Origin of the sequence: Bradyrhizobium sp. 170, from assembly GCF_023101085.1 — a bacterium.
Lineage (GTDB): Bacteria > Pseudomonadota > Alphaproteobacteria > Rhizobiales > Xanthobacteraceae > Bradyrhizobium.
Window position 1 is genome coordinate 7,914,282 of the sequence record NZ_CP064703.1, and the last position, 20,778, is coordinate 7,935,059.

The following is a 20,778-nucleotide window of genomic DNA, read 5'->3' on the forward strand; positions in this document are numbered from 1 at the left end:
GATAGATTTGGATCGTGCAGCCCGCCGAAGGCGATATCGAGATCGCCGAGATATTGGTTAATTAAGCCCTGACTCCGTACCTGCCCGGCCTACGCGCCGCGCGCCGTGCGGCATCTCATCAAAGGTGCGACCTCCGACGGCGCCGGCCAGTGGTCTTCTTGCGAACGCCACCCCATTGCCGGCCTAAGGTAATAGTCCCAATGCGGCGCGCCATTCCCGCCCACCCAAAATCCGTCCTAACCTCCGATTTTGCGGGGATAAACCTCACCCTCTCGTTGCCATGCTCTTGCCGGAACGCGCAAATGTGCATGTTCGCAGGTTTCGGGAGGATTCGCGCATGGATATGATTACGGCGGGGCTGCTTGCGGAATTCACAAAAGAATTTCAGATAGAGAACCTATCGGAAGACAAACGTTTCGAACATTTTGCGGGTTTCGTCGTCCTAAAACGCCACTACTCCGAGACCTTCGATCCGGGGAATATCGTAGCGGGCGCAGGCGGGACCTGACGATCGACGCGATCGGCATCCTCGTTAACGGCGTTCTCATCAACGACGAAGACGCACTGGACGAGCTGCTCGACAGCAATCCAGACTATCTCGAAGTAACTTTTGTGTTTGTGCAGGCTAAACGAAGTTCCTCTTTTGACGGCGCAGCACTCGGTAGCTTTGGGTATGGTGTTGGCGAATTTTTCAATCCCAATACGAAAGAACCGCGCAACGAGCGCATTCTCGAAGCCGTGCATGTTATGCAGCGCATCTACAGCAGCAGCGGCAAGTTCAAGCGAGGCAACCCTCTTTGTCGCCTCTATTACGTCACGACCGGAAAGGTTCAGGGTGACGCGTCACTCGGAAACCGAATTGACAAGGTGACGGCTGAATTGGAATCTTTGGAGTACTTCGACGACGTTGAAGTTTCGCTGATTGGCGCGTCCGAGCTTCGGAAGCTCTACAGCCTGTCGAAGAATTCAATCTCAAGAGAGTTCATGTTCTCGAGTCGGCAGGACATCCCCGAAATTCCGGGTGTCAAAGAAGCCTTCGTAGGCTTCATCCCTGCAAAACAATATCTGCCGCTGATTTGCGAGAGCGGCAAAATAATCCGCAGCATTTTCTACGACAACGTTCGCGATTGGCAGGGATACAACGACGTAAACAAGGAGATTAGCGAGACCCTAAAGTCTGATCGGAAGCGCCGTTTCGTGCTGATGAACAACGGCGTAACGATCATCGCAAGGAACATGACGCACACCAGCAGCAAATTTGTGATCGAAGATTTTCAAGTTGTGAACGGCTGCCAAACGAGCCACGTGCTTTTTGACCGTCAGGATGATCTAGATGACAGCGTTTTGGTTCCTTTGCGCCTGATTTGGACGCAGGAAGAGGATGTGATCGAAGACATAATTCACGCCACTAACAAGCAGACGGAAGTAACAAGCGAGCAATTCTTCGCATTAACTGACTTTGCGAGGGAGCTAGAGGAGTTCTTCAAGACCTTCCCGGACGCGAAAAAGCTTTACTACGAACGCCGGTCGCGTCAGTACGACGGTTTGCCAATCGAAAAAACCCGGGTTGTTGTGCAAGCAAACGCCGTGCGAGCTTTCGCGGGGATGTTCCTAGGTGAACCGCACAACACAGTAAGAAGAGGTAAAGCGCTCTCGGAGCGAGTCGGGCAAGATATCTTCATCAAAGATCACAGGCTATTTCCGTATTACACATCCGCATATGCTTTGTACGCGCTCGAATTCCTGTTCCGAAACCAGAAAATTGATCCAAAGTACAAGATCGCCCGCTTCCAAATCTTGTTTGCGCTACGGCTGTTAGCCAACACTGATCCGCTGCCGCAGCTCAACGCGCATAAGATGGATTCTTATTGTCAGAAAATATGTGAGCACCTTTGGGATCAAGCGAAAGCTGAAGATATTTTTACATACGTCTGCGAAGCGATGGATACAGTCGCGGGCGCAAAACTGGATCGTGATACGGTTCATACAACATCGTTCACTGAAGCCCTCGCCAAACACTGCGTGAAACAGAAGTCATAAGCCGCGCCCAGCACGCAAGTCGGACAGCTCATCGCTCGGCGTTGGGCCGGTCGTCACAAGGCTATAATCGGGTATTCAAATGCGACGCCCTCCGGATCATTCTCTTTGAACCAGTCATAGGCGGCTTCGGCCGTTGCAAACACTCGAAGGTGCTCGACATCACCAACGTCACGCGAGCTATCGACATAGACCCAGACCGTCATGACATGCCTCCTTGCGCGCGGCATTCATGCTGCCACCGCACGATCCTCTTTGTCGGCCCCGCGCATGACGATCCTGAGCGCATCGTCCGGCAGCGGTCGCTGCAGCGCCTTGGCCTCATCCCATGGCGCGCGCATCCAGATGTCCCGCTCCTCGTCGGTGGTCAAGATCACCGGCATCGCCTTCGGATGAATCGACTCGACCACTGCGTTCGGCGATGTCGTGAGAAAACCATAGACCTGATGCGGTCCTGGCACCGGCTTTGACTTGGTGCCGCGATCCCCATTGAACGTCGTCCAGATGCCGGCAAAGGCGAATAGCGGGCGATCATCGTTGAGCCCGAACCAGACCACGTCCTTTTTCTTCGTCTCCGGGTTCGGCTCCGGAGCGTACTCGGCGAAGCTGTTGGCGGGGACCAAGCAGCGGTTCTCCGTCTTCAGCCACATCCGCCAGTGCGGGGAGCTGGTGTTGCGGATATTGGTCACCGGCGGACCGCCAGTGCGCGGTGGCGGCGGCATACCCCAGCGCATCATCGTCAGCTCGCGCTCGTCGCCGACACTGCGGATCACCGGCGCGGGATAGTCTGGAAACACACCTGGCATCGGAGGTAGGTTGCCGACATAGCGGTTGAAGACGCGGAACAGCGCCCGGATCGCTTCTTGATTTGTGGTGATCGAATAGAGGTTGCACATGGCTATTTCTTTAATCGACCGCACGTCGCGTTGAGGACGCCGTGGAGGTACGAGCCTGGGGTCAAATCCACCGCCTGCGGATCGTCTCCCGGCATAACGTCTTTTTTGACATTGCTACCAAGCAAAACCTTGTTCCGATAAAGAACGGTCCACTTTCCGTCGTCTTGCCGCTGGTACGCCGAGCAATCCATGTCGATCCCCGGCACTTGAAGTTTCTGGGCGCTGCTTGAACCGATCGTTGTCGCGATCATAGCGGTCGAGAAAACAATTCGGCGGCACACCTTTAATCGTGAAATCATCGCTCCCCCGGCCACCACGTGGACGCCGGATCATTGGCGGAGATCTTCGTCGCCCGCAGCGCGATCAGATGGCTGCGCTTATACGGTCGCCCTTGAAGCTCTGAGCAATCCTTGCACCGCATGTAGCGCTCCAGCTCATGGATTGGCGTAGCCTTCGGTCGGCGGACTATGTTCAGCGGCACGGTTTGATGCGTGCTGCAGCCCAAGCATTTTACTTCGAGATAAAGGTAGCCGGCATTCAGTGCATCGCCCAGCGCAGGAGAAGGCTGCGCCGGTCCCTGAAAGCCGAGCATGCGCTTGTTCCAGGCCTCGCAGGCTAAGCGGTCGGCGGTCCTGCGCGCCTCCGCTGCTTGTTCTGCGGCGGCCCGCACTGACGCGCCGTAGATGGATTCCCGTGACTTGGTGCCCATCACCCATCAAAGCGGGTCGCGGAGCGCAACGCAAATGCACTAGGGCTGGTAGTAGTCGATTGCCGAAACCCCGCCGAATTGTGGCATGAGCGAATGGCTCAGCTACAGGATAGCAAAAGGGCCGCATTCCTGCGGCCCTCCGCCAGCCCAAATTTGTTCGGGATGAAAACACCACGCTGGCACGAGCAAGTTTATAGCGTTCAACGGGATTGAGGATTCCGTAGAATCACGGTGTTTCGAGGCCGGAATCCTGATCGGGAAAAATCTGCAAACCATTGGTGGTGGTGAGAGCGGTCACGTCCCCTGATTGTTCGAGATGTCCGGGAAGTAAGTAAAATGCTCGCCATTGCCCCAAGCGGCGGGCTTTTTGTGAGTTTCCCGAGTGCCAAAGCGTATCGAGATGCCGGGGTTCATAAAACCCCAGCTCGCCACCCTGAAGACCAAAGCGCCCCAAAGCGACCATTGGCTCCATGAGATCAAGTACGACGGCTACCGCATTCAGGTCCATCTGAACCGGGGACGGAAGAAAGTCTTTACCCGCAACGGGCTGGACTGGACCAAGCGGTTCACGGAGATCGCCGGCGCGCTGGCCATTCCAGGCGAAGCCATCATCGATGGGGAGGTAGTGGTTGTCCACGAAGGACGCACAAACTTCTCGGAGCTGCAGGCAGAGCTGGCTGCAGGGAGGCAGGGCTGGCTCGTCTACTACGCCTTCGACCTACTCTGGCGGAATGGCGACCTACGCAAGCTGCCGCAAATTGAGCGCAAACAATTGCTGCTGGACCTCCTCGGCGAGAACGATATTGAATTGCCGGTGTTAATTTCCGAGCATCTAGTCGGCGACGGTCAGAAGATGTTTGAGCATGCCGCCAAGCTGAATTGGGAGGGCATCATTTCCAAGCGGGCGGACGCCCCGTATCGGTCGGAGCGAAATGAGAACTGGTTGAAGATCAAGGCCGTGCAGAAGGGCAAATTCCCTGTCGTCGGCTTTGTCAAAGACCCGACCGGCGTCGCCGCCCTGTATCTCGGAAAGCAGGAAGGCAAAGACCTTGTCTACATGGGCAAGGTTGGGACGGGCTGGTCTCGTACCGTCTCAAGCCAGATCAGAAAGCAGCTCGATACAGTGGTCAGCCCGAAGTCAAGGCTAACCAGACCTATCAGAAAGCCGAAAGCAACATGGGTAGAACCAAAGTTCTATGCCGATGTTGAATACCGGGACATCACGTCGGAAGGCTTGCTGCGGGCGAGTTCGTTCAAAGGGCTGAACAAGGGAACGGGGCGCACCTGACAACCCCGTTCTTGAACCGTGGCCGCCTTGACTGGCAGAGCGAATAGTCTTGTCCCTGCGCATAGGTTGCAGATAGGCGTCCATGCCAAAAATGCGAGTCCAAAACCGACCCGCGTCGTGTAGGTTTCGACCGGGATGCGGGAGTTGAGTATGCGTATAGAGCCATCAATTGTTCCGAATACACCTGAAGATTATTACATCGTTTTGAACGACTACGGCGTGTACGGTCCAGCCTTCGCCGAGACCGATCTCTATCGCGCCGACTACGAAAGTACCGTCAGCGATTTGATGAGCGGGCAGCACTCTGATCCGCTGCGGGTGATCATGTTCAACCCCGACACCAACCGCTCCGAGGACGTCTCCCATGCCGTGGCTCAAGAGCTGCTGCGCCGCCTCGGGCTTGAGGGTCGCACGGTGCCGCGAGCCCTGGAGGACTTTATCGACCGCCATGTCGGGCCGGATCGTCAACTAACACTGCGACTGGTGAGCCAATGATCGACCGCGATGCTATAACCGCCGAGCTGGCCGAGATCGAGGCGCTGCTCGCGGACAACCGCCTCAAGGATGAAGATCGCTTCGCGCTGTTCGGCGCTGCACAGGCGCTGAGCAACATCCTCGAACCCGATACATGGGACCCAGCCAGCCAGACCTTTTACCGTCTCGGCCACCGCCCGCTCGAAGTGGCGAGCAAACGACAGCACTGATGGCCGAAAGGCTCGAATTAGTCCGCGTCGTCGGCCCCGGCTTCGTGGCCGCGTTCGAGACTGACGGGACGGTGCGGCGTGCGGCCCCGATCCTGAAGGCGCTGATCGGGATGACCGATGCCGAGGCCCGCGCGCATATCAAGGCGCAAGGCTGGCAAGCCAGCATCGTGCCGGATCAGCCGAGCATCGCGCATAATTTCGCGGAGTTTGGCGGAAGCAATGCTGGCAGCTTCGAGGTGCGCCACCCAGGCGGGCGCAAATTTTTCTACTATGACGACAACGCAGGACGCCGCGCCACCGGCGGCTACCTGACCAAGGAGCAGGCACTCGAAAAGGCGCAGACTTATCTCGCCGAGCTGGCGTCTAAATCTGCGCGTTCATGACAATGACGATCATCACCAGCAGCATCGCCGCCGCCAGCGCGGTCAGCCATAGCCGCGTCACGCCCTCATCCGCGAATAGGTGACGATGGCGCGCGAGCCCTGCGCGGTATGATCCCACGTCACCTCGGGCAGGATCACGCCGAGCCAGCTGGTGTCCTGGCGCAGGATCGCAACCGGCATCTGGCAGCTGCAGGTCTCGCCATAGCGATCAGCGCCGATGATCACGCACTTTCCGCCGATGGGGTCTTTCGCGGTCGGCAGCAGGAAGGCGTGGATCGGCTTGCCGCGCGACAGGCCGCCATCATCGATCCAGCCGACATCGACGCCGCCGTTCTCGAAGGCCGCCAGCCGGAAGTGATCGAGCGTATCCGCGCCGATCATCTCGTGCAGCGCGGCAAGCGTGGCGGTGCTTTCCAGTTCGCTGATGAGGCGCGCTTCAGGATCAATCAGAATCACGCGGTGCTTTTTTCCCTTGCTCATAGGCGCTCACTCATTTCGCGTTCTTCTTTTCCAGGTGGGCCGCCAGCTCGGCGGCGCTTTCCTGCGTGAGGATGGAATGCAGCTCGCCCTTCGCCGCCAGCTGCGTGGCCAGTGCTCGGCGCACTCCCAGCACAGCTTGCGCGGCAGCTTCGGCGCATGCGCGCGATGCTGGACGGCTTCGCCGCAGGCATCGCAGAGGCTAATCTGATTGTCGGGCATCAGCAGCGGCTGCGTCAGCCGCACGCAGACCAGCACATCGGCGTGCTCGCCGTTGCCGCCTTCATCAATTTCGACGCTATTGGTCATCGGTCTTCTCACTCGCAAGGAAACCACTTGATGTAGCGGTCGCTCACCCAGCCTCGCGTCGGCGTTGCTGACTGCTTTCCGTCTAGTCGTGGAATGCTCGTCACATGGGTCCAGCGTGTGCCCTTACCGCAAATCGACAAGTCGGCGCGTGTCTCGCATTGAGCGGTGTCCACGTCCAGCTTCTCGCCTTCCTTCAATCTCGCGACGATCTCGGCGTTAGCCGTTGGCGCTTTACGCAAGGCGAGAAATCCGTCAGGCGTTTTCAAAACCACTGCGCAACCGTCAGCGGTGGCGGTGGCGGTCAGCGGTGCCATTACAAGCATGAGCAGGCCGCACCATATTCCCCATCGGTTGGTCATTCGATCACCGCCTTTGCTTCGCCGCCCAGCGCCTGCAGTATCTGATCGAACGTATGCGTGGGCGTCGGCTTCATGCCGCTTCTGATCTCGTGCCATTGCCCCTCGATATCGAACGGCGGCGCGAAGATCACCAGCGCATCCTTGGCATTGTAGCGCACGATCGTGGCCACGCCCGCCTGGGCGCGTCGAAACATCCAGCGCCGCAGCGCAGGATCGCGGTGCGCATCGGGATGGCGCGGATCAATCCAGACCTGCGCGACCTGAATGTTCTGCGGCGGCTCGCCCTCTGGCGTGATGGTGATGAAGTCGGGCATCACGTCGATCACGTAGTGCGATCGATCGGGCCGCGACAGATCAGCGGTGTCGTCATTGACCAGCCAGCGGCAATTCCAGATCGCGCACTCGTTCGGCATTTCGGGTCGATGATAGACCGCGCAGCCCTTGTGGAATTTCTGAAACTTGCAGCTCGCGCCCGCCGCCTTCTGCAGCGGCGGCACCGGCAGCAGCTTGCAACAGAGCTGGCAATCGCCGCATTGCCTCATAGCAGATCGAGCCCTTCATCATGGATGTAGCCGAGCAGCTGGCGCAGCTGCGGACGCCCGATTACCACTTCGCAGATCGGTGCGTCGTTGCTCCGCTTCGCGATGAGATGCAGGCCGCAGGTCGGATCACTGCATGTGGCGACCTCGAAGGAATGCGCCTGTTCGCAAGGCGGTCTGTCGATGAATTGCCCGTGTCTCATTGCTTGGTCCCTCGCCATTCTGGCGGGACAGCCCCGGCTTCGATCTGCTCATCGATCTCGATGGGGACCAGATCGCGCGCCATGTCGATCACCAGATTCATAGCCTCCTCGCGCATCTCGGGACAGTGCCCGGCGATCAGCTTCGCCAGCAGCTGGCCGAGCACCGCTCCGACCACCTCGGGATCGCGGAAGGCGAACAGCGGCTTGATCAGATCGACCAGCTGCGCTGCCTCGCGCGTCGCTTCGTCTGCATGATCATTATCATCGCTCATGCCGACCCTTTCGCCTTGGTCGCCTTCAGCTCGAACTCACGCCCGAACTTCCGCAGCTCTTTGTCGATCAGATCCATTTTGTTCAAGTCTGCCTCGGTCGGCTCGCTGCCGGGGTCCATGATTGTCATGATGCTCTGAAACAGATGCAGCGCGCCTGCGAAGAACGCCATCTTGCATTCTTCAAGCTGGATCGGCGGGGCTTGCGGCGACATCACCGCTAGGCGATAGCCAACCCAACCGGCTTCGATAAGCAGGCCCTTGTCCGCCAGCTCTCGCGACAAGCGTTCCAGAAACGCGCGGTCAGCCATCGCGCCACTCACCAAATGCCTCGCGCAGCGCCTTGGTAAGGTAGCGGCGGCGCTCGTTCCTGCGCCTGAAGTCGATCTCGCGCTTCCAGTTCAGCTCGGGCCGTTCCAGCCAGATCATCCAAACGCGGCGATCCGGCAGCTCGGTCTCACAGCCCGCGATGGACAGGCAGCCGTGGATGAGCTGGTTGGCCCATGGCTTGTGGTACTTGATCGCCACCATCCCGCCGACCGAGTCCGCCCATTGCGGCCTGATCGCCTGATAGACCGTGGTGTCGATCAGCAGTTCCAGCGACGGCACCGTGCAGACCGCATGGCCGTTGAATTTTTCCGGGTTCGGCTCTTGCCCAGGCGCACCGAGGCCGACCGACCACAGCTCGCGGCCCTGCAGATCATTCGCGGCGATGTACAGGAAGCAGGCGCGCACCGTCGCATCGGCGAAGCCGATCTGCACGAGGAAATCGCGAACCGCCAGCGACATGAAAAGGCATTTGTCCCGGGAGCTGCCGCGCGGCAAGTCCGAGCATTCATCATAGGCCTGATGCGCGCGGGCGCTGATCGCGGCCAGCGCCTTCATCATCTTGCCCGGCCAGCGCCCGAAGACGGTCATGTCGCCGAGCTGTAGCGTCGAGTCATCGTACATCCCCCGCTGGTCATGATCCGGCGGCAGCACCAGCTCCTCCTGCGCCGCCAGCTCCTTCACACGCTCTTGCAGCGTTTTCATTGCAGCACCTTCGGGAACATATCTTCGCGCCACTCGCTGTCGTTCGGGATGCGCGCAAAGGTGACCAGCATCCCGCGCCAGCGCGAGACATTGAAGCGCTGGCCGCAGCCAGCGCATTCGATGTTCTGCGAAAGACCGCCGCACGGTCCTGCGCGGAAGATGAATCCGCCGCAGTCCTGACAGGTGAAGCCGTCATCTATCATCTCTAGTCTCATCCGCGTGGTCTGTGAGCACATCGACCATACTGACCAGCTGCTCCAGCCGCTCGCCAGCTTCCTTGGCCCCGGCTTCGCGAAGGTCGATCATACCGCAAAGCTGGCCGCCCAGATCATCGCGTCGGAGCGCTGACACCGCGCCGATCAGCGCATCGTGATAGTAAAAGGAGCGGACGATCTTTTCGGCAACCGCTGCCGCTTCGGGGCACGTAATGTTCGCAATCGGCGTGCCGTCGTCTTGGCAGATGGTTGCGGTGGTGGCATTGGCCTCTCCAAGAGTCAGCTTCATTGCATCGCTCCTCCATCATCGGGTTGGAATGTCATCAGCTCGCTGCGTTGGCTCAGCTTGATCAGCTTCACCTGCTTGCCGGTCGCCTTGGCGATATTGCGGGCGATCGGGATCAGCTGCTCCATGCGCGTTACGTCGGCAGCGATCAGCGGCACCAGCGAGCCTGCGCCCATCAGCCGCGCGGCGCAGACGCCTTCGCCGGTCTCGTCCACCGAGATGAACAGATAGACCTCATCGATGCGCAGCTGTTTGTTCGGCGGCGCGTGGACAATAAGTGGCTCCTTCATTGCCTCGTCCCTCGCACTGGCAGCATGCCGACCATGCGGCCTTCGGATGTGATCGTGGCCCCTTGCGGGACGTGCGGCAGATCGTTGACCATTGTTAGCGGCCCGAGATACGGCTTGCCCTTCGCAGGCCTGATGATGTCCCGCGAAGCGATGATCTGGCCGTAGTCGCGATCCTCGCCCTGCAGCTGCACCACTTCGACGCGATCGGGATGCTCGGAAATTCCCTTGCGGAAAATTTCTTCCTCCTCCTCGGGCCGGATCAGTCGGTTTAGCGTCCATGCTTCGCCGATGTAGACGTAACGGATCAGGTCTCGCAGATCGAAGAAAATCCGGATCGTCGCCGCCGCCATGTCCTTGCCGAGATAGGTCGGGTGCGGCTCGATCAGCTTCTGCCCATCGGAAGTGATCGCGTGCCACATTGGCGCTATCTCGCCTTTCTTGGCGAAGTGGTGCTCGCAAAAGTCGGAAGCATAGTCGAGCATCCGCCGCAGCTCGCGCTCGCTCATGCGTTGGCCTCGGCACCTCCCAGCGTGCGCGCCAGCTGGATCACGCTCTTGCGCAATGCGGGGCTTTCGATCCTGATCATCGCTTCAACAATGTCCGCGCCGTCCTTGGTGGCCATGAACTTGGCGAACCGCGACACAGTCGGCGGCTTCTTGCGGTCGCCCGCCAGATCGCCCATCAAGTAGCGGATGTCGGTCTCCAGAAACTGGGCCATCTGCTGCAGCCGCCCAACCCCGACCCGGTTCACGCCCTTCTCGTATTTCTGCACCTGCTGAAAGCTCACACCGAGTGCATCGGCCAGCTGCTGCTGGCTGAAGTGCATTTCCAGCCTGCGTGCTCGTATCTTGTTGCCGATGATGCCATCGATTGGCGTTGTCCCGCGCTTGGTAACCTTCACCTGCTTGCGTCCATTCTTCATCATTTCCTCCCGCCATGGCCGTTCCGCTTTTTGGCGGGCTTCGGCCTTGCCGCCTTCTGCTGCCTCTCTCGCTTCGCCAGCCAGTCCGCGCCGGCCTTGCGCTCGGCCTCGACATCGATGTCCTTTTTCTTGACGAACTCTTCCGCATAGCCGAGCGAAGTGACCACCGCTGCGATGGTGACGTGCTGCGGCTTGCGCGTCGTGCCGTTGAACCAGTTGTCGAGAGTCGCGGTGGAGACGCCCGAGATTTCGTGGACGATCTTCAGCTTCCTGATCAAGCCTTCGTCCTGCACAAGCGTGCGGACCTTGTCGATGATCGGGTCCTTGTCGATGTAATTATAGGTGCGGTACATTCTCATTTCAGCCATGTGCCGCAGCCTCCAGCTCGATCTTCTGTCCCTTGGCGGTCAGCGCGTAGCCCCTGCCGTTCTTCTTGATCAAAGCATCGCGCTTAGCGCGCTCCAGCACGCCCGAGATGCTTTTCGGCGACATGCCCTTGCTGGCCATGTGCGAGCGCAGAGCGGCTGGCGAGACTGGGCCTGCATCAAGCGCCGCGCGAAGCAAGATGTTGCCCGAGCCGGGAGATGCGCGCCCCGATGGTCCATGCTTTACTGCAGGCGCTGGCAGCGCAGGAAGCGCAGCGCCGAGCTGCGCCCGCGCCTTGGCGGTGAGCTGATGCGTGCCCTTCTCGGTGCCAGCTTCGGAAAAGCCCTTCTTACGCAACTGATGCACAGCGCCATAGGCGCGCGACTTCGCGCCGCCGACCGCTCTGCTGATCTCGCTGATGTGCTTCGGCCCCTCCAGCAGCAGCTTCATGGTTGTCTGCTCGGCGCTTTCTCCATTGCGGACCTTGGCCGCTTTTTCGGCGAGCTGCTTGTGCCCAGCTCCTTGGCCGCCATGGCCGAGCTGCAAATGCAGCTTGGCTATACCAGGCATGTCATTGAGACGGCGCAGCACAGGGCCGAGCGCTATCTCTTCGACTTCGATCATGATCGGAAAAGTTTTTGGCATCGCGAGTCCCTTTTCGAGTTGGAACAGATTTCAGCGATGTGAGGATTCGGGGCAGAGCGATGGCCAGCTTGATACGCTGCACGAGTTTGCCGTGCCTTGGTCGCACACACTTTTGCCAAGGTGGTCTCGCGTAGGCCCCAGCGAACGCGAGATGGCCGAGGGAGTATGAAGTTAATTTAGATCGTGGCGGTTGTATAGCGCTGGCAGTTCGCCAACTGAAAAATTGCGCCGCTCCTGTGCAGGCTCGTTGCTGCAGTCAAAAAAAATTCCCCGCCGAAGCGGGGTCAGGTTCGGGAGGAATATGCAGTTAGTGACAGGAACCAAAAATTGTTTTGCGGTGACAGCGAAATTTATTTTCGCGGTGCAATGGCCCGCGCCGCCAGATCAGGCGGGATGGTTTGGGTAGCAGCCTTCGCCGCCAGTTGCCACGAGCGGATCATGAGGTTGTCGATCTCCTCTGGCGTCAAGCCGAGATCATAGCGATCAACCGCCTCGCGCTTTACTTCCAGCGCCATGTACCATTCGTCCTCTTCGCCTGCCGCGATGATCTGATCCTTCGCCGTTTGCCACAGGTCCAGCTCTTCGAGCGCGCGTTTCAAGCCCAGCGTTGATGCTGTGTCTGGCAGCGGACTCGCGGAGGCAGGACAGGGATCAGGTACACCACCTGCCGCCAACCATTCCTGATATTTGATCCAGTCAGCGTTGGCCGGATCATTCGGGATCGTGGTGACGTCCGCCATCCGCTGAACGAAGCCCTCGAATGCCATCAGGCGATACTCTGCTGCCATGTCAGAACCTCGCGCTCAAGGCATCGACCACACCAATGGCCTGTACATAGCCAGCGGCGGCGCTTTCGCAGGACAGCACCAAGGCATTTTCGCTCGACGGCGCGCAGGTCACGAACTGGTTGGGGTCGTTGCCCCGGATGTTGGCAAAGGCGGTAATGCTGATGCGCGTCACCGCAGGAGGCACCCGCATCGACGGCATTGCCGAGCCGCAGGTCACACGAGCCTGCGCGCCACTCGAATTGCCTTCCACATTCCATTTGATCTGCCGATAGTAGCGCTGCACCAGCGGCAGCTCGAACGTGTAAGGCCGCATGATCAGCGGATGCTGTGCAGCAGTCGGCGCGTGGCTGCCGGGCAGGATCATCAAGCCGGTGAGGTAGATCGCATTGTTGGTGACCGAAAAGAAGTTTGTCGTTGTTGCGGTGGCAAACGATGATCCGGCGGTCCACGTATTCCACGTGCCAAGATAGCTTGAACCTGCGCCGAAGCAGAAGCCGACATAGGCACCGAGCGCCACGTTGGTCTCCCAAACGCCATCAGGGCAGCCAGGGATGGTGATGGTTTTATATTCCCATGTGTTAGCGGCGTTGATGGTGAAGTTCGCCAGATAGAAGCGGGATTGCGCGAGATTGCGAATGCTCAGCGTGGCGGTACCGATCCGGTTGTTTGAAAAGACCCAGAAGGCGAACGTCAGCGGCGTCGGATTGCTGCCGCCCCAGCCGAGCCGCGCCAAGCGGTAGCCCTCGATGTGGTTCATCAGCAGCGTGTAGTCATTCGCAGCTAACGACGCAGATCCCGGCGAGGCGGTCACCGATATCGCGCTCGGCAATGCCCGGCCGAATGGCGCTGCCGGAAATGGCCCAGTCCGTTGACCGAATAGCTGGATGGTCGGATGCTGCGCGAACATCAGGTAGTTGTCGCAGACATATTTCGCGGCGTTGAGGGCCTGGACGCTCGCCGCGCCCAGCTCCTGCGCGACGTCAAATGAGCCGTTGATCTGCAGGCCGTTGAACGCCAGCGCATCGAGCGGCACTGCAGGGATCGGCGACCAAGCCGCGCTCTTCCTGCCGTAGGTCTGGCCATCCGTTGGCGCTTCGGGCACCTCACCGGGCGGGCCTTGCGGGCCTTCTTCGCCTTGCTCGCCCTGAATGCCTTGCACGCCCTGAAGACCCTGTTCGCCCTGTTGGCCCTGATCTCCCTTCGGACCTTGCGGGCCGATCAGCGAAGTACCTGCAGGCCATGCACCGCCAGCCTTCGGGCCGTAGATAAAGTTCGTCGTCGTGTTGATGTAGAAATTTCCGTTGACGCCGACCGCGCCGGTTGGATCAACCGCGCCGTACAGTACCGTGTTGCCATCAAGACCCGGCACACCTTGAATGCCTTGGATGCCCTGCGGCCCCGGATTGCCTTGCACGCCCTGAATGCCCTGCGGTCCTTGCGGCCCGATCAGCGAAGTGCCGGGCGGCCAGCTGCCAGCCTTCGGCCCGAACAGATAATTCGAAGTGGTGTTGATGTAGAAGTCGCCGCTGTTGCCCACGGTTGGCATCGGATCAATCGCGCCGTAGAGGATGGTGTTGCCATCCAGCCCCGGAGGTCCTTGCGGTCCCAGCGGCCCCGGAGGCCCTTGCGGACCCGGCGGGCCATCTGGTCCCGGCGGGCCTTGCTCGGCTTCCTGAATGACCTCGACCTCGTAGTCGGCTTCGACCGCTACGTCGCCAGCAGGCGCTGACGCGTTGCTGATCTTCACATCGGCATCGTTGGTGACATCTACGCTGCGGCTCATCGGCTCGGCCCTGCATTGTTCGTCAGCATCCCCGACCACACGCGCAGGTGCAGGCCGCCCGCCATGCGGATCAGCGAATGGTCGTAGTCGCCGACCGGCAGCTCCGCGAGCTGGCCCTGTGTGATCCGCACCGTGAACTTGCCGAGCGCCGCATCCACGATGGCGAGGCCGCCGTTCTCGGTGGTGAGCAGCATCTCTTCGATGGCATCGGCAGCGCGCTTGCGGATGCCCATCTTCATGGTGTTGCCGGTCAGATCAATCGGCGAGCCGTCGAGGTACCGATAGAGGAATTGCCGGTAGAAATCGGCATCGTTCTCAACGGTGAAGTTGACGATGGCCATGGCTTACACCTGTCACGGCGCTGCCGGGTTGATCGTCAGGCCGTAGGGATCGAGCACCGCCTGCAGCGCGGCATCAGTCTGCGCGCCCGCATCATCGCGCGGCCAGAATTGCGGTACGGCAGCGTCGTCGCCTTCGCCGCACCACGACAGCAAGTCAGCATCGGTGTCGGTGACATTGGTCTGGCGCTTGCTGCTATAGATGCGGCCGTCCTCGGCTTTCCAGTACCAGTCGTAAGGATCATAAAAAAACTTAGGCATATTGACCCCCCGTTGCGACGGTGCCTGCAATGGTGCCGGGCAGATAGTTGACGCCGCCGCCGCCGACGCCGATCACAGAATTGTATTGCGCGTCGTATCTCTTGCCGATGCTGTTGCCGGTCAGCGTGCTGTAGATGAAAGCCACCACGCCGACCATGTTACCTGCGATGAAGGCGGTGTCGTAGGTCGGCGTTCCGATGATCGTCAGCGGCTGCGCGGGCGAGACCTCGATGCAGTCCACCTTGCCGCCGTACTGGCAGTCGATGAAGCATCCGCGCCCGTAGCTATGGTTGGTCGCGCCGCCTGAAATGCGCTTCGGCCCGCCGAGCCGAACATAAGCGCCGCCATAAGCAAAGACGTGCGGTCCCTTGCATTGGCCCCACTCCATGTTCATGAACGATGCCGTCGTCGCGCCCTGCGCGTGGATGCCAGCGCCAGTGTCCTGCATTGCTGCGCCTGCTGTCGTCACCTTGAAGCCGGTCATGGTGTTGCAGACGCCGCCGACCGCGACGGCGTTGCGGTTGGTGCCGGTGATCAGGCAGTTCGCTGGGTTGGCCGCATTGCCGATCCAGTTCACGTTGCCGTTGCCTGCAGAGGCGGGCAGATTTACCGAGATGTAGGACTGATTGTCGGCGACATTCACTGTGACGTTGTGGCCATTGAGATTGAAGGTGCCGATGATGTCTGAGGCTCGCTGCAGCGTCTTGAACGGGCCATGGCCGGACGCGAGCACCGCCGCCGAGCCATCGTTGGCATCGTCGCCGGTCGCGAAGTTCACATAAAAGGTGAGGTTCTGCTGCAGGAAGCCGGTCGCGCCCTTGTCGCGACCCAGCCAAACGACCCTGAACTTTGCGCCGTCATACACGAAACAGTTCAGCGTGTTCACGCCGATGTCGCCTGCGACCAGCTCTGAGCCATCCGAGCGCACGATCGGCTTCGCGCCCATCGCATTGACGTTCAGGTTCGCTCCACCTGTGTTCGCCACGGTGATCCATGCCACCACCGTGAGATAGCGATAATACATTCCAGGGGGCGGTGACAGCGTTACCGAATACTGGTTGACGGTGCCTGCATCATCGACCGACCACAGCTTCGTTGACTGCACCGCCTTCGCCAGCTGGCGCAGGTCGGCATTGTCAGGCGTGGCGAGGTTGACATCCTTGATCAGGTTCACGATCTCGCGCTGCGGATACTCAATCGATGCAGCGGGCGGGATCGAGCCCATCGTGCCGGTGGAAGGATTGCCGTTGATGTACGGGCCTTCAGGATCAGAGACACCGTAAGGCTGGTTATATTTCATTTTATTTGCATCCCCCGCTAAGGCGTCCCGGCCATGGGATCACCGGGATTGTCGAGACCGGAGTAGTCGAAGATGATTTCGGTGTGCGCCGGCTTCCATCGGTCCAGCAGGCACTCAAGATCGTCGGCGAGACCGATGCGCAGATGCGGATCGATGCCGGTCTGGCCCTTGGTGACGCGGAACCATGTCAGCGAAGCTACGTGGACATGCACCGTCCAATAGAAGCGGTTCTCTGGCGGGCCGAGTCCGTAGTACGGCCACTCTGACAGCTCGCCATCCTCGACCGGCCTGCCGTCATTGTTCAGGATCGGCTGGCCCCATTCGTTGTAGATCGGGCTGGTGCCGTCGCCGATGGCGCGGTTGTCGCCGCAACGATCAATGCCGACCACGAACGTGCGATACTCGGTGATCGTGATCGAGTAGCCGATCATTGCGGCGACCGAGATGAAGAACTCGCGGCTCTGCGCGCCCTGCATCGTCATCCGCATGACCAGCGCGAGCTGGCGCTCGCCTATGGTCTGCGGCTCCTCGTAGCAGGGATCGGGCAGGCCCCAGTTGCGTTCCCAGTCCGGCAGCAGCTCGACGGTCTGGCGTGGATCGCTCTCGCGCTCCAGCAGATCGGCGGCGCGGCCATCGACGAAGCCCCAGTAGTCGCACAGGCCACTGATGCCGCGCACCAGCACGCTATCGGGCGCATGCTTCGGCCAAGCCTGGCCTTGCGGCAGCATCGAGAGGAAGGCGTCGGTGTAGTCGCCGCCGCCCCTGCGGATGTGCCGGTCGCTCATCCGCTCAGCTCGGCACCGGCTTGATAAAGGATCGTGCCGAGCACCGCCATGTGGCCGAGCGACGGCATCTCGAAGTCATCATTGGTGATCAGATCGAACGAGACCACGCTCGGCGCGCTCAGGATCGCGTAGCTGATCCACGCCGCGTAGATGGTCTGCCCAGGCGCGGCGATCAGCAGCAGCATGTCGCGCAGGCTCTGCTCGATCTCCTCCTGCGCCTCGGGCGTATTCGGCACCAGGTTCTGGATGGTGAGGTTGATGAACTCCTTGATCGGCGCGAGCACGTAGCAGTCTTTGACTGTGACGGGCCGCTTGCTGTCGATGTAGTCATGCACCGCTTGCACGTCATCGGGTTTCGGCCAGCCGTCATTGTCGGCGCGCAGATCATCCATCAGGAAGCGCACGGTGATGGTGCCGATGCCTTGCTCGGCTGCGGCCCATGCGCGGGTGACACCGGGCACCGCCAGCGCCCATGCCACATAATCGGCGACCGAGCCGCCCATCGGCGGATTGCGGATGCGCTGCAGGATACGGGCGCGCAGCTGCTCGTCGGTCTCGTCATCCGTGCCGCCGGTCAGCGCGACCACGATAACGGTCAGGCTGACGCCGGGGACCGGCGTGGAAATGGACAGCGGCGTATCCATCGGCAGATTTCCGAAGCTGCCGGGATCGAGCGCGCGGATCGGGCCCTGCACCAGCGAGAAGGCTGAAGTGGTGATGTCCTCCAGCGTCTCGTAGGTCACCACCTGATAGGGCGAGTCCGATCCTGCGGGCATGCCGACCGCGCTCTGCAGCTGCGTGCCGGTCGGCACTACCGTGCCGTCAATGATGCCTTGAAAGCTGGCGATGCCGGTCGCCAGCGTGGCCATCTTGCGGCCCGTCGAGCCATCAGCATTGACCAGCCAGATGTCGCCATGCCGATCCAGCCATTCGGTCTCGGCGGTGTCTGGCAGCAGCTGCAGCGACAACCAGTCAACATACTGCAGCGTCAGATGGCAGAGCGCGCCCTGATTATCGGAGAGCACGCGCAGCACGCTGTTCGGCACATTGGCATCAGCTCCCGGCAGCGATGCGTTCACGGCATCGCGCACCAGCGAGCGGACGTCTCGCAGTGTCGGCGTTGACCAAGGCATTGCTCTATGGCCCCATCGCGTCCCAGAGAACCTCGTAGCGCAGCTCGATGGGCTGGGCGGGTCCTCGATAAATTCTCAGCAGTGCGTCGATGCGTTGCTTGTCCACGCGCGTGACCCAGACATCGAAGCTGGAGCAGATTCTGCGATCCACGAACGGCTGCATCGCGGTGCGGATGTAGTTCTCGACCAGCACCACGGTGGAGCCCTCGCGCGATGATGCCGAATTAATCTTGGCGCGGCGCAGCAGCCATAGCTTCGAGCCGATCGGCCAGCCGTTCCAGATCAGCTCGGCGTCCAGATCGCCCCACCAGCCGCAGCGGTCGTTGCTGTCAGGATCGGGCAGCGGCTCATCAGGCGAGGCCAGCGCGTTGGTGCCGAGCGCAACGCAGACCGAAGTGGCGAGCGCCTGCGTGTCATCGAGCGTGCCGTTCGGCAGCAGCGACCAGTCGAGCGTGACGGAATACTTCGGAAAGAGATTGTTCTGCACCAGCCGAATGTCGGGGACATTGTAGGTCGGCACGGCTTCAGCCGATCTTGCCCAGGCTGTTGACGCATGGGCCATCCAGCGTCACCAGCAGGCTGAACGATCCCTTGCCAGCTTCAGCGCCGACATAGACCTTCTTGTCGGAATTGACATGCACGTAGGTCTCGCCGTCATCGAGCATCGAATGCACGGTCTTGCCCGAGATGCGGCTTTTGTCCTTGGTTATATCGACAAAGCGCTTGCCCTTCTGGCCCTCCTTGTAGAGTGCCTCCTGTCCGCGCTTCTGCTGGCCGCCCTGCGCCGAGCTGCCGCCGCCGCCTTCAGTTGCGCGGGCCTGCGCGCCGCCGCCCGAACTGCCGCCTTGCTGCTTCGTCTCGTTGCTCTCGCTATCCTGATCGACCAGCTGCATTCGCACGGTCTTGTTCTGCGGCGCGGTCCAGAAACCGCCGTCCTCTGTCATGTGGAGTTGTTGCTTGTCGCCGCGCCCGCGAAACATCGCGGTGTCGCCTTTCTTCAGCTTGTAGAGCCGGTGCCTGCGATCATCCATCGGCCCCGAGACAGGAAAGGATCGGTTGCCGCCCATGAAGCCGATGAAGGTCTCGGCGCTGCCTTGCACCTTGCCGTCCTCGCCTTTCTCGGCATCGAACACCACGCTGGTGAAGCCATAGTTCTGTGGAGCCTCGACCTCGGCGCGGGTCTCGTTGGCCATGAAGTTGCCACCCATCTCCTGCATCAGCTTCTCGTCATCGACCTTATCGACGACGCTGCGCGAGCCGCCGGCGGTGTAAGCGCGGATCGAGGTGTTGAGCGGGGTGGCGCGGTGCATGATCTGCTCCTCTAGCCGGGATCGAAGTTGGCGCGGTCGCGCAGGAGGTTCGGGCTCACCAGATCGAGCGTGGTGAGCGTGCCGCTATGGTTGTCCTGCGTGAACGTGCAGTTCTGAATTTTCAAAGTGTTGTTCAGCATCGCCATCGGCGAGTAGACGGCAACATCATCTCCCGCCTGCCAGAGGCTGGAGCCGTCGCGCAGCCAGCCTTGCACGACGATGGTCGCCTGTATCTTGGTGCCCTCGTGCCAGACGCTCTCATTCTTGGCGCGGGCCTGTATTTCGGCCTGCGTCCTCACCGGCTGCTCGGCGGCAGTGATCAGCTTGCTGATCACTGGCGATGTACCACCGACCTTGCCGGTCAACTCGCTGGCTGCGGTGCCAGCGTTGCTGTCGCTGGCCGGGGCCTGCCCATCGACGCGATATTCGGTATAAGTGTGCTCCTCGGTGATGATGCACTGACATGACTTGATGTTCTGGCCTTCCACCAGTTGCGCGACCACCGGATACGAATGCTCGCCGATGAGCAGGAAGTTGCCCTTGCTGTCGGAGCCCATCACCACGCCGCGAGGCCGTGCGATGCGCTCTAGAAAGTCCCAGACCAGCTCGCCCTTCTCGTTCTGCAGCTTGTCGAACGGCGTCATGTCTGGCGAGCCGATTACCTGCAGGCCGACGCCATAGGGCGCGATCACTTCCTGCGCGACCTGCACGATATTCTTCTTGTCGAAGTTGCCGGTCTTGGTATCGACGCTCGATCGCGCCGCCCACGCGGTGGCGCTCTTGCCGATCAGCATCACACCGTGCGCGCTGGCGTCATAGGCTACCTGCCGCGTCTCGATGTAGCCGGTAACCGCGAGCTGCCCCGCCAGCGTGATGGTGCATTTGTCGCCCGGCTTGAACTGCAGCTTCGCGATCAGCGGGAACGGGCCACCTTGCTTGTTGATGATCGGATCGCGCTCGGCGGCAGTGAAGCGGAAATAGGTGAAGCTGTCGGCCCAGCGCTGCTGCACCCAGACCGATTCCCAGTCCTCGAACTGCAGCCCGTTGACATCAAGAACGGCGACTTCTTGAGGCTTCGGCATGCGTCACCAAAGGGCGGGCATAGAGCACGCCGTTGCGCTCGCGATATTCGTAGTCCTCCATGGTCGGTC

At 60.6% G+C, this 20,778-nt stretch carries 35 protein-coding genes; 7 read left to right on the forward strand and 28 right to left on the reverse strand.

Annotated elements, in window-relative coordinates:
• Positions 1-337: 337 nt before the first annotated feature.
• Together IVB05_RS37045 and IVB05_RS37050 are read left to right on the forward strand one after the other, a co-directional pair.
• Positions 338-508: a hypothetical protein gene (locus IVB05_RS37045; RefSeq protein ID WP_247781039.1), complete on the forward strand. Its 171-nt coding sequence runs from the start codon at positions 338-340 to the stop codon at positions 506-508.
• Positions 509-612: 104 nt separating this feature from the next.
• Positions 613-2,040 (forward strand): AIPR family protein, encoded by a 1,428-nt coding sequence (locus tag IVB05_RS37050; RefSeq protein ID WP_247781040.1) that lies wholly within the window; start codon positions 613-615, stop codon positions 2,038-2,040.
• A 53-nt stretch (positions 2,041-2,093) separates the two neighbouring features.
• Here the strand turns inward: IVB05_RS37050 and IVB05_RS37055 are convergent, their stop codons facing one another.
• Genes IVB05_RS37055 through IVB05_RS37070 form a run of 4 tightly spaced genes read right to left on the reverse strand, consistent with a single transcriptional unit; the run spans position 2,094 to position 3,642 of the window.
• The gene (locus tag IVB05_RS37055; protein ID WP_247781041.1) at positions 2,094-2,243 is read right to left on the reverse strand and encodes a hypothetical protein; all 150 of its coding nucleotides are present in this window, start codon (positions 2,241-2,243) and stop codon (positions 2,094-2,096) included.
• A gap of 24 nt (positions 2,244-2,267) precedes the next feature.
• Positions 2,268-2,933 carry an SOS response-associated peptidase family protein gene (locus IVB05_RS37060; protein ID WP_247781042.1) on the reverse strand — a complete coding sequence of 222 codons (666 nt, stop codon included), beginning with the start codon at positions 2,931-2,933 and terminating at the stop codon, positions 2,268-2,270.
• Positions 2,934-2,935: 2 nt separating this feature from the next.
• A complete protein-coding gene (locus IVB05_RS37065; protein ID WP_247781043.1) occupies positions 2,936-3,232 on the reverse strand; it encodes a hypothetical protein in 297 nt (98 codons plus the stop codon).
• Positions 3,229-3,642 carry a hypothetical protein gene (locus tag IVB05_RS37070; RefSeq protein ID WP_247781044.1) on the reverse strand — a complete coding sequence of 138 codons (414 nt, stop codon included), beginning with the start codon at positions 3,640-3,642 and terminating at the stop codon, positions 3,229-3,231. The genes IVB05_RS37065 and IVB05_RS37070 overlap by 4 nt, the downstream gene beginning before the upstream one ends.
• A gap of 382 nt (positions 3,643-4,024) precedes the next feature.
• On the opposite strand from IVB05_RS37070, the gene ligD reads away from it, so the two are divergent.
• The 4 genes from ligD (at position 4,025) to IVB05_RS37090 (ending at position 6,017) form a co-directional block, all read left to right on the forward strand.
• The gene (gene ligD / locus IVB05_RS37075; RefSeq protein ID WP_346771804.1) at positions 4,025-4,930 is read left to right on the forward strand and encodes a non-homologous end-joining DNA ligase; all 906 of its coding nucleotides are present in this window, start codon (positions 4,025-4,027) and stop codon (positions 4,928-4,930) included.
• A gap of 150 nt (positions 4,931-5,080) precedes the next feature.
• A complete protein-coding gene (locus tag IVB05_RS37080; RefSeq protein ID WP_247781045.1) occupies positions 5,081-5,425 on the forward strand; it encodes a hypothetical protein in 345 nt (114 codons plus the stop codon).
• On the forward strand, positions 5,422-5,634 hold the full coding sequence (locus IVB05_RS37085; RefSeq protein WP_247781046.1) for a hypothetical protein: 213 nt from the start codon (positions 5,422-5,424) through the stop codon (positions 5,632-5,634). The genes IVB05_RS37080 and IVB05_RS37085 overlap by 4 nt, the downstream gene beginning before the upstream one ends.
• Positions 5,634-6,017 (forward strand): hypothetical protein, encoded by a 384-nt coding sequence (locus IVB05_RS37090; protein WP_247781047.1) that lies wholly within the window; start codon positions 5,634-5,636, stop codon positions 6,015-6,017. The genes IVB05_RS37085 and IVB05_RS37090 overlap by 1 nt, the downstream gene beginning before the upstream one ends.
• Before the next feature lie 57 nt (positions 6,018-6,074).
• Here the strand turns inward: IVB05_RS37090 and IVB05_RS37095 are convergent, their stop codons facing one another.
• A complete protein-coding gene (locus IVB05_RS37095; RefSeq protein ID WP_247781048.1) occupies positions 6,075-6,497 on the reverse strand; it encodes a hypothetical protein in 423 nt (140 codons plus the stop codon).
• A 156-nt stretch (positions 6,498-6,653) separates the two neighbouring features.
• On the opposite strand from IVB05_RS37095, the gene IVB05_RS37100 reads away from it, so the two are divergent.
• On the forward strand, positions 6,654-6,839 hold the full coding sequence (locus tag IVB05_RS37100) for a hypothetical protein (protein ID WP_247781049.1): 186 nt from the start codon (positions 6,654-6,656) through the stop codon (positions 6,837-6,839).
• Here the strand turns inward: IVB05_RS37100 and IVB05_RS37105 are convergent.
• The 23 genes from IVB05_RS37105 to IVB05_RS37215 form a co-directional block, all read right to left on the reverse strand.
• Positions 6,812-7,162 carry an SH3 domain-containing protein gene (locus IVB05_RS37105; protein ID WP_247781050.1) on the reverse strand — a complete coding sequence of 117 codons (351 nt, stop codon included), beginning with the start codon at positions 7,160-7,162 and terminating at the stop codon, positions 6,812-6,814. The genes IVB05_RS37100 and IVB05_RS37105 overlap by 28 nt on opposite strands.
• On the reverse strand, positions 7,159-7,704 hold the full coding sequence (locus IVB05_RS37110; protein ID WP_247781051.1) for a hypothetical protein: 546 nt from the start codon (positions 7,702-7,704) through the stop codon (positions 7,159-7,161). The genes IVB05_RS37105 and IVB05_RS37110 overlap by 4 nt, the downstream gene beginning before the upstream one ends.
• Entirely contained in the window at positions 7,701-7,904 is a 204-nt protein-coding gene (locus tag IVB05_RS37115; protein WP_247781052.1) for a hypothetical protein, read from the reverse strand. Before IVB05_RS37115 ends, IVB05_RS37110 begins: the two co-directional genes overlap by 4 nt.
• On the reverse strand, positions 7,901-8,176 hold the full coding sequence (locus tag IVB05_RS37120; RefSeq protein ID WP_247781053.1) for a hypothetical protein: 276 nt from the start codon (positions 8,174-8,176) through the stop codon (positions 7,901-7,903). The genes IVB05_RS37115 and IVB05_RS37120 overlap by 4 nt, the downstream gene beginning before the upstream one ends.
• On the reverse strand, positions 8,173-8,484 hold the full coding sequence (locus IVB05_RS37125) for a hypothetical protein (RefSeq protein WP_247781054.1): 312 nt from the start codon (positions 8,482-8,484) through the stop codon (positions 8,173-8,175). Before IVB05_RS37125 ends, IVB05_RS37120 begins: the two co-directional genes overlap by 4 nt.
• Positions 8,477-9,184 carry a hypothetical protein gene (locus IVB05_RS37130; RefSeq protein WP_247781055.1) on the reverse strand — a complete coding sequence of 236 codons (708 nt, stop codon included), beginning with the start codon at positions 9,182-9,184 and terminating at the stop codon, positions 8,477-8,479. The genes IVB05_RS37125 and IVB05_RS37130 overlap by 8 nt, the downstream gene beginning before the upstream one ends.
• A 17-nt stretch (positions 9,185-9,201) precedes the next feature.
• Entirely contained in the window at positions 9,202-9,408 is a 207-nt protein-coding gene (locus IVB05_RS37135) for a hypothetical protein (protein WP_247781056.1), read from the reverse strand.
• A complete protein-coding gene (locus IVB05_RS37140; RefSeq protein ID WP_247781057.1) occupies positions 9,398-9,709 on the reverse strand; it encodes a hypothetical protein in 312 nt (103 codons plus the stop codon). The genes IVB05_RS37135 and IVB05_RS37140 overlap by 11 nt, the downstream gene beginning before the upstream one ends.
• A complete protein-coding gene (locus IVB05_RS37145) occupies positions 9,706-9,996 on the reverse strand; it encodes a hypothetical protein (protein ID WP_247781058.1) in 291 nt (96 codons plus the stop codon). The genes IVB05_RS37140 and IVB05_RS37145 overlap by 4 nt, the downstream gene beginning before the upstream one ends.
• Complete coding sequence (locus IVB05_RS37150) at positions 9,993-10,502, reverse strand: hypothetical protein (protein ID WP_247781059.1); 510 nt, start codon at positions 10,500-10,502, stop codon at positions 9,993-9,995. The genes IVB05_RS37145 and IVB05_RS37150 overlap by 4 nt, the downstream gene beginning before the upstream one ends.
• Entirely contained in the window at positions 10,499-10,918 is a 420-nt protein-coding gene (locus IVB05_RS37155) for a helix-turn-helix domain-containing protein (protein WP_247781060.1), read from the reverse strand. Before IVB05_RS37155 ends, IVB05_RS37150 begins: the two co-directional genes overlap by 4 nt.
• Positions 10,918-11,286, reverse strand: coding sequence for a hypothetical protein (locus tag IVB05_RS37160; RefSeq protein WP_247781061.1), 369 nt, complete (start codon positions 11,284-11,286; stop codon positions 10,918-10,920). The genes IVB05_RS37155 and IVB05_RS37160 overlap by 1 nt, the downstream gene beginning before the upstream one ends.
• Positions 11,279-11,929, reverse strand: coding sequence for a helix-turn-helix domain-containing protein (locus IVB05_RS37165; protein ID WP_247781062.1), 651 nt, complete (start codon positions 11,927-11,929; stop codon positions 11,279-11,281). Before IVB05_RS37165 ends, IVB05_RS37160 begins: the two co-directional genes overlap by 8 nt.
• 350 nt (positions 11,930-12,279) lie before the next feature.
• Positions 12,280-12,696, reverse strand: a complete 417-nt coding sequence (locus IVB05_RS37170; protein ID WP_247781063.1) for a hypothetical protein — start codon at positions 12,694-12,696, stop codon at positions 12,280-12,282.
• Between the two features lie 22 nt (positions 12,697-12,718).
• Positions 12,719-14,500, reverse strand: coding sequence for a collagen-like protein (locus IVB05_RS37175; RefSeq protein ID WP_247781064.1), 1,782 nt, complete (start codon positions 14,498-14,500; stop codon positions 12,719-12,721).
• On the reverse strand, positions 14,497-14,841 hold the full coding sequence (locus IVB05_RS37180) for a hypothetical protein (RefSeq protein WP_247781065.1): 345 nt from the start codon (positions 14,839-14,841) through the stop codon (positions 14,497-14,499). Before IVB05_RS37180 ends, IVB05_RS37175 begins: the two co-directional genes overlap by 4 nt.
• 12 nt (positions 14,842-14,853) lie before the next feature.
• On the reverse strand, positions 14,854-15,099 hold the full coding sequence (locus IVB05_RS37185) for a hypothetical protein (protein WP_247781066.1): 246 nt from the start codon (positions 15,097-15,099) through the stop codon (positions 14,854-14,856).
• Positions 15,092-16,399, reverse strand: coding sequence for a hypothetical protein (locus IVB05_RS37190; protein WP_247781067.1), 1,308 nt, complete (start codon positions 16,397-16,399; stop codon positions 15,092-15,094). The genes IVB05_RS37185 and IVB05_RS37190 overlap by 8 nt, the downstream gene beginning before the upstream one ends.
• 17 nt (positions 16,400-16,416) lie before the next feature.
• On the reverse strand, positions 16,417-17,184 hold the full coding sequence (locus IVB05_RS37195) for a putative phage tail protein (protein WP_247781068.1): 768 nt from the start codon (positions 17,182-17,184) through the stop codon (positions 16,417-16,419).
• Positions 17,181-18,218, reverse strand: a complete 1,038-nt coding sequence (locus tag IVB05_RS37200; protein ID WP_247781069.1) for a baseplate J/gp47 family protein — start codon at positions 18,216-18,218, stop codon at positions 17,181-17,183. Before IVB05_RS37200 ends, IVB05_RS37195 begins: the two co-directional genes overlap by 4 nt.
• A 103-nt stretch (positions 18,219-18,321) precedes the next feature.
• Positions 18,322-18,879: a phage GP46 family protein gene (locus tag IVB05_RS37205; RefSeq protein ID WP_247781070.1), complete on the reverse strand. Its 558-nt coding sequence runs from the start codon at positions 18,877-18,879 to the stop codon at positions 18,322-18,324.
• Positions 18,842-19,627, reverse strand: a complete 786-nt coding sequence (locus tag IVB05_RS37210) for a phage baseplate assembly protein (protein WP_247781071.1) — start codon at positions 19,625-19,627, stop codon at positions 18,842-18,844. The genes IVB05_RS37205 and IVB05_RS37210 overlap by 38 nt, the downstream gene beginning before the upstream one ends.
• Before the next feature lie 11 nt (positions 19,628-19,638).
• Positions 19,639-20,709 (reverse strand): phage baseplate assembly protein, encoded by a 1,071-nt coding sequence (locus tag IVB05_RS37215; protein ID WP_247781072.1) that lies wholly within the window; start codon positions 20,707-20,709, stop codon positions 19,639-19,641.
• Between the last annotated feature and the right edge of the window lie 69 nt (positions 20,710-20,778).

What these genes read in the sequence shown, in the direction of transcription:
- IVB05_RS37045 (WP_247781039.1), top strand. Translation starts at nt 338, where the DNA reads ATGGATATGATTACGGCGGGGCTGCTTGCGGAATTCACAAAAGAATTT.
- IVB05_RS37055 (WP_247781041.1), bottom strand. Translation starts at nt 2,243, where the DNA reads ATGACGGTCTGGGTCTATGTCGATAGCTCGCGTGACGTTGGTGATGTC.
- IVB05_RS37060 (WP_247781042.1), bottom strand. Translation starts at nt 2,933, where the DNA reads ATGTGCAACCTCTATTCGATCACCACAAATCAAGAAGCGATCCGGGCG.
- IVB05_RS37065 (WP_247781043.1), bottom strand. Translation starts at nt 3,232, where the DNA reads ATGATTTCACGATTAAAGGTGTGCCGCCGAATTGTTTTCTCGACCGCT.
- IVB05_RS37070 (WP_247781044.1), bottom strand. Translation starts at nt 3,642, where the DNA reads ATGGGCACCAAGTCACGGGAATCCATCTACGGCGCGTCAGTGCGGGCC.
- IVB05_RS37080 (WP_247781045.1), top strand. Translation starts at nt 5,081, where the DNA reads ATGCGTATAGAGCCATCAATTGTTCCGAATACACCTGAAGATTATTAC.
- IVB05_RS37085 (WP_247781046.1), top strand. Translation starts at nt 5,422, where the DNA reads ATGATCGACCGCGATGCTATAACCGCCGAGCTGGCCGAGATCGAGGCG.
- IVB05_RS37090 (WP_247781047.1), top strand. Translation starts at nt 5,634, where the DNA reads ATGGCCGAAAGGCTCGAATTAGTCCGCGTCGTCGGCCCCGGCTTCGTG.
- IVB05_RS37095 (WP_247781048.1), bottom strand. Translation starts at nt 6,497, where the DNA reads ATGAGCAAGGGAAAAAAGCACCGCGTGATTCTGATTGATCCTGAAGCG.
- IVB05_RS37100 (WP_247781049.1), top strand. Translation starts at nt 6,654, where the DNA reads ATGCGCGCGATGCTGGACGGCTTCGCCGCAGGCATCGCAGAGGCTAAT.
- IVB05_RS37105 (WP_247781050.1), bottom strand. Translation starts at nt 7,162, where the DNA reads ATGACCAACCGATGGGGAATATGGTGCGGCCTGCTCATGCTTGTAATG.
- IVB05_RS37110 (WP_247781051.1), bottom strand. Translation starts at nt 7,704, where the DNA reads ATGAGGCAATGCGGCGATTGCCAGCTCTGTTGCAAGCTGCTGCCGGTG.
- IVB05_RS37115 (WP_247781052.1), bottom strand. Translation starts at nt 7,904, where the DNA reads ATGAGACACGGGCAATTCATCGACAGACCGCCTTGCGAACAGGCGCAT.
- IVB05_RS37120 (WP_247781053.1), bottom strand. Translation starts at nt 8,176, where the DNA reads ATGAGCGATGATAATGATCATGCAGACGAAGCGACGCGCGAGGCAGCG.
- IVB05_RS37125 (WP_247781054.1), bottom strand. Translation starts at nt 8,484, where the DNA reads ATGGCTGACCGCGCGTTTCTGGAACGCTTGTCGCGAGAGCTGGCGGAC.
- IVB05_RS37135 (WP_247781056.1), bottom strand. Translation starts at nt 9,408, where the DNA reads ATGATAGATGACGGCTTCACCTGTCAGGACTGCGGCGGATTCATCTTC.
- IVB05_RS37140 (WP_247781057.1), bottom strand. Translation starts at nt 9,709, where the DNA reads ATGAAGCTGACTCTTGGAGAGGCCAATGCCACCACCGCAACCATCTGC.
- IVB05_RS37145 (WP_247781058.1), bottom strand. Translation starts at nt 9,996, where the DNA reads ATGAAGGAGCCACTTATTGTCCACGCGCCGCCGAACAAACAGCTGCGC.
- IVB05_RS37150 (WP_247781059.1), bottom strand. Translation starts at nt 10,502, where the DNA reads ATGAGCGAGCGCGAGCTGCGGCGGATGCTCGACTATGCTTCCGACTTT.
- IVB05_RS37155 (WP_247781060.1), bottom strand. Translation starts at nt 10,918, where the DNA reads ATGAAGAATGGACGCAAGCAGGTGAAGGTTACCAAGCGCGGGACAACG.
- IVB05_RS37160 (WP_247781061.1), bottom strand. Translation starts at nt 11,286, where the DNA reads ATGGCTGAAATGAGAATGTACCGCACCTATAATTACATCGACAAGGAC.
- IVB05_RS37165 (WP_247781062.1), bottom strand. Translation starts at nt 11,929, where the DNA reads ATGCCAAAAACTTTTCCGATCATGATCGAAGTCGAAGAGATAGCGCTC.
- IVB05_RS37170 (WP_247781063.1), bottom strand. Translation starts at nt 12,696, where the DNA reads ATGGCATTCGAGGGCTTCGTTCAGCGGATGGCGGACGTCACCACGATC.
- IVB05_RS37175 (WP_247781064.1), bottom strand. Translation starts at nt 14,500, where the DNA reads ATGAGCCGCAGCGTAGATGTCACCAACGATGCCGATGTGAAGATCAGC.
- IVB05_RS37180 (WP_247781065.1), bottom strand. Translation starts at nt 14,841, where the DNA reads ATGGCCATCGTCAACTTCACCGTTGAGAACGATGCCGATTTCTACCGG.
- IVB05_RS37185 (WP_247781066.1), bottom strand. Translation starts at nt 15,099, where the DNA reads ATGCCTAAGTTTTTTTATGATCCTTACGACTGGTACTGGAAAGCCGAG.
- IVB05_RS37190 (WP_247781067.1), bottom strand. Translation starts at nt 16,399, where the DNA reads ATGAAATATAACCAGCCTTACGGTGTCTCTGATCCTGAAGGCCCGTAC.
- IVB05_RS37195 (WP_247781068.1), bottom strand. Translation starts at nt 17,184, where the DNA reads ATGAGCGACCGGCACATCCGCAGGGGCGGCGGCGACTACACCGACGCC.
- IVB05_RS37205 (WP_247781070.1), bottom strand. Translation starts at nt 18,879, where the DNA reads ATGGCCCATGCGTCAACAGCCTGGGCAAGATCGGCTGAAGCCGTGCCG.
- IVB05_RS37210 (WP_247781071.1), bottom strand. Translation starts at nt 19,627, where the DNA reads ATGCACCGCGCCACCCCGCTCAACACCTCGATCCGCGCTTACACCGCC.
- IVB05_RS37215 (WP_247781072.1), bottom strand. Translation starts at nt 20,709, where the DNA reads ATGCCGAAGCCTCAAGAAGTCGCCGTTCTTGATGTCAACGGGCTGCAG.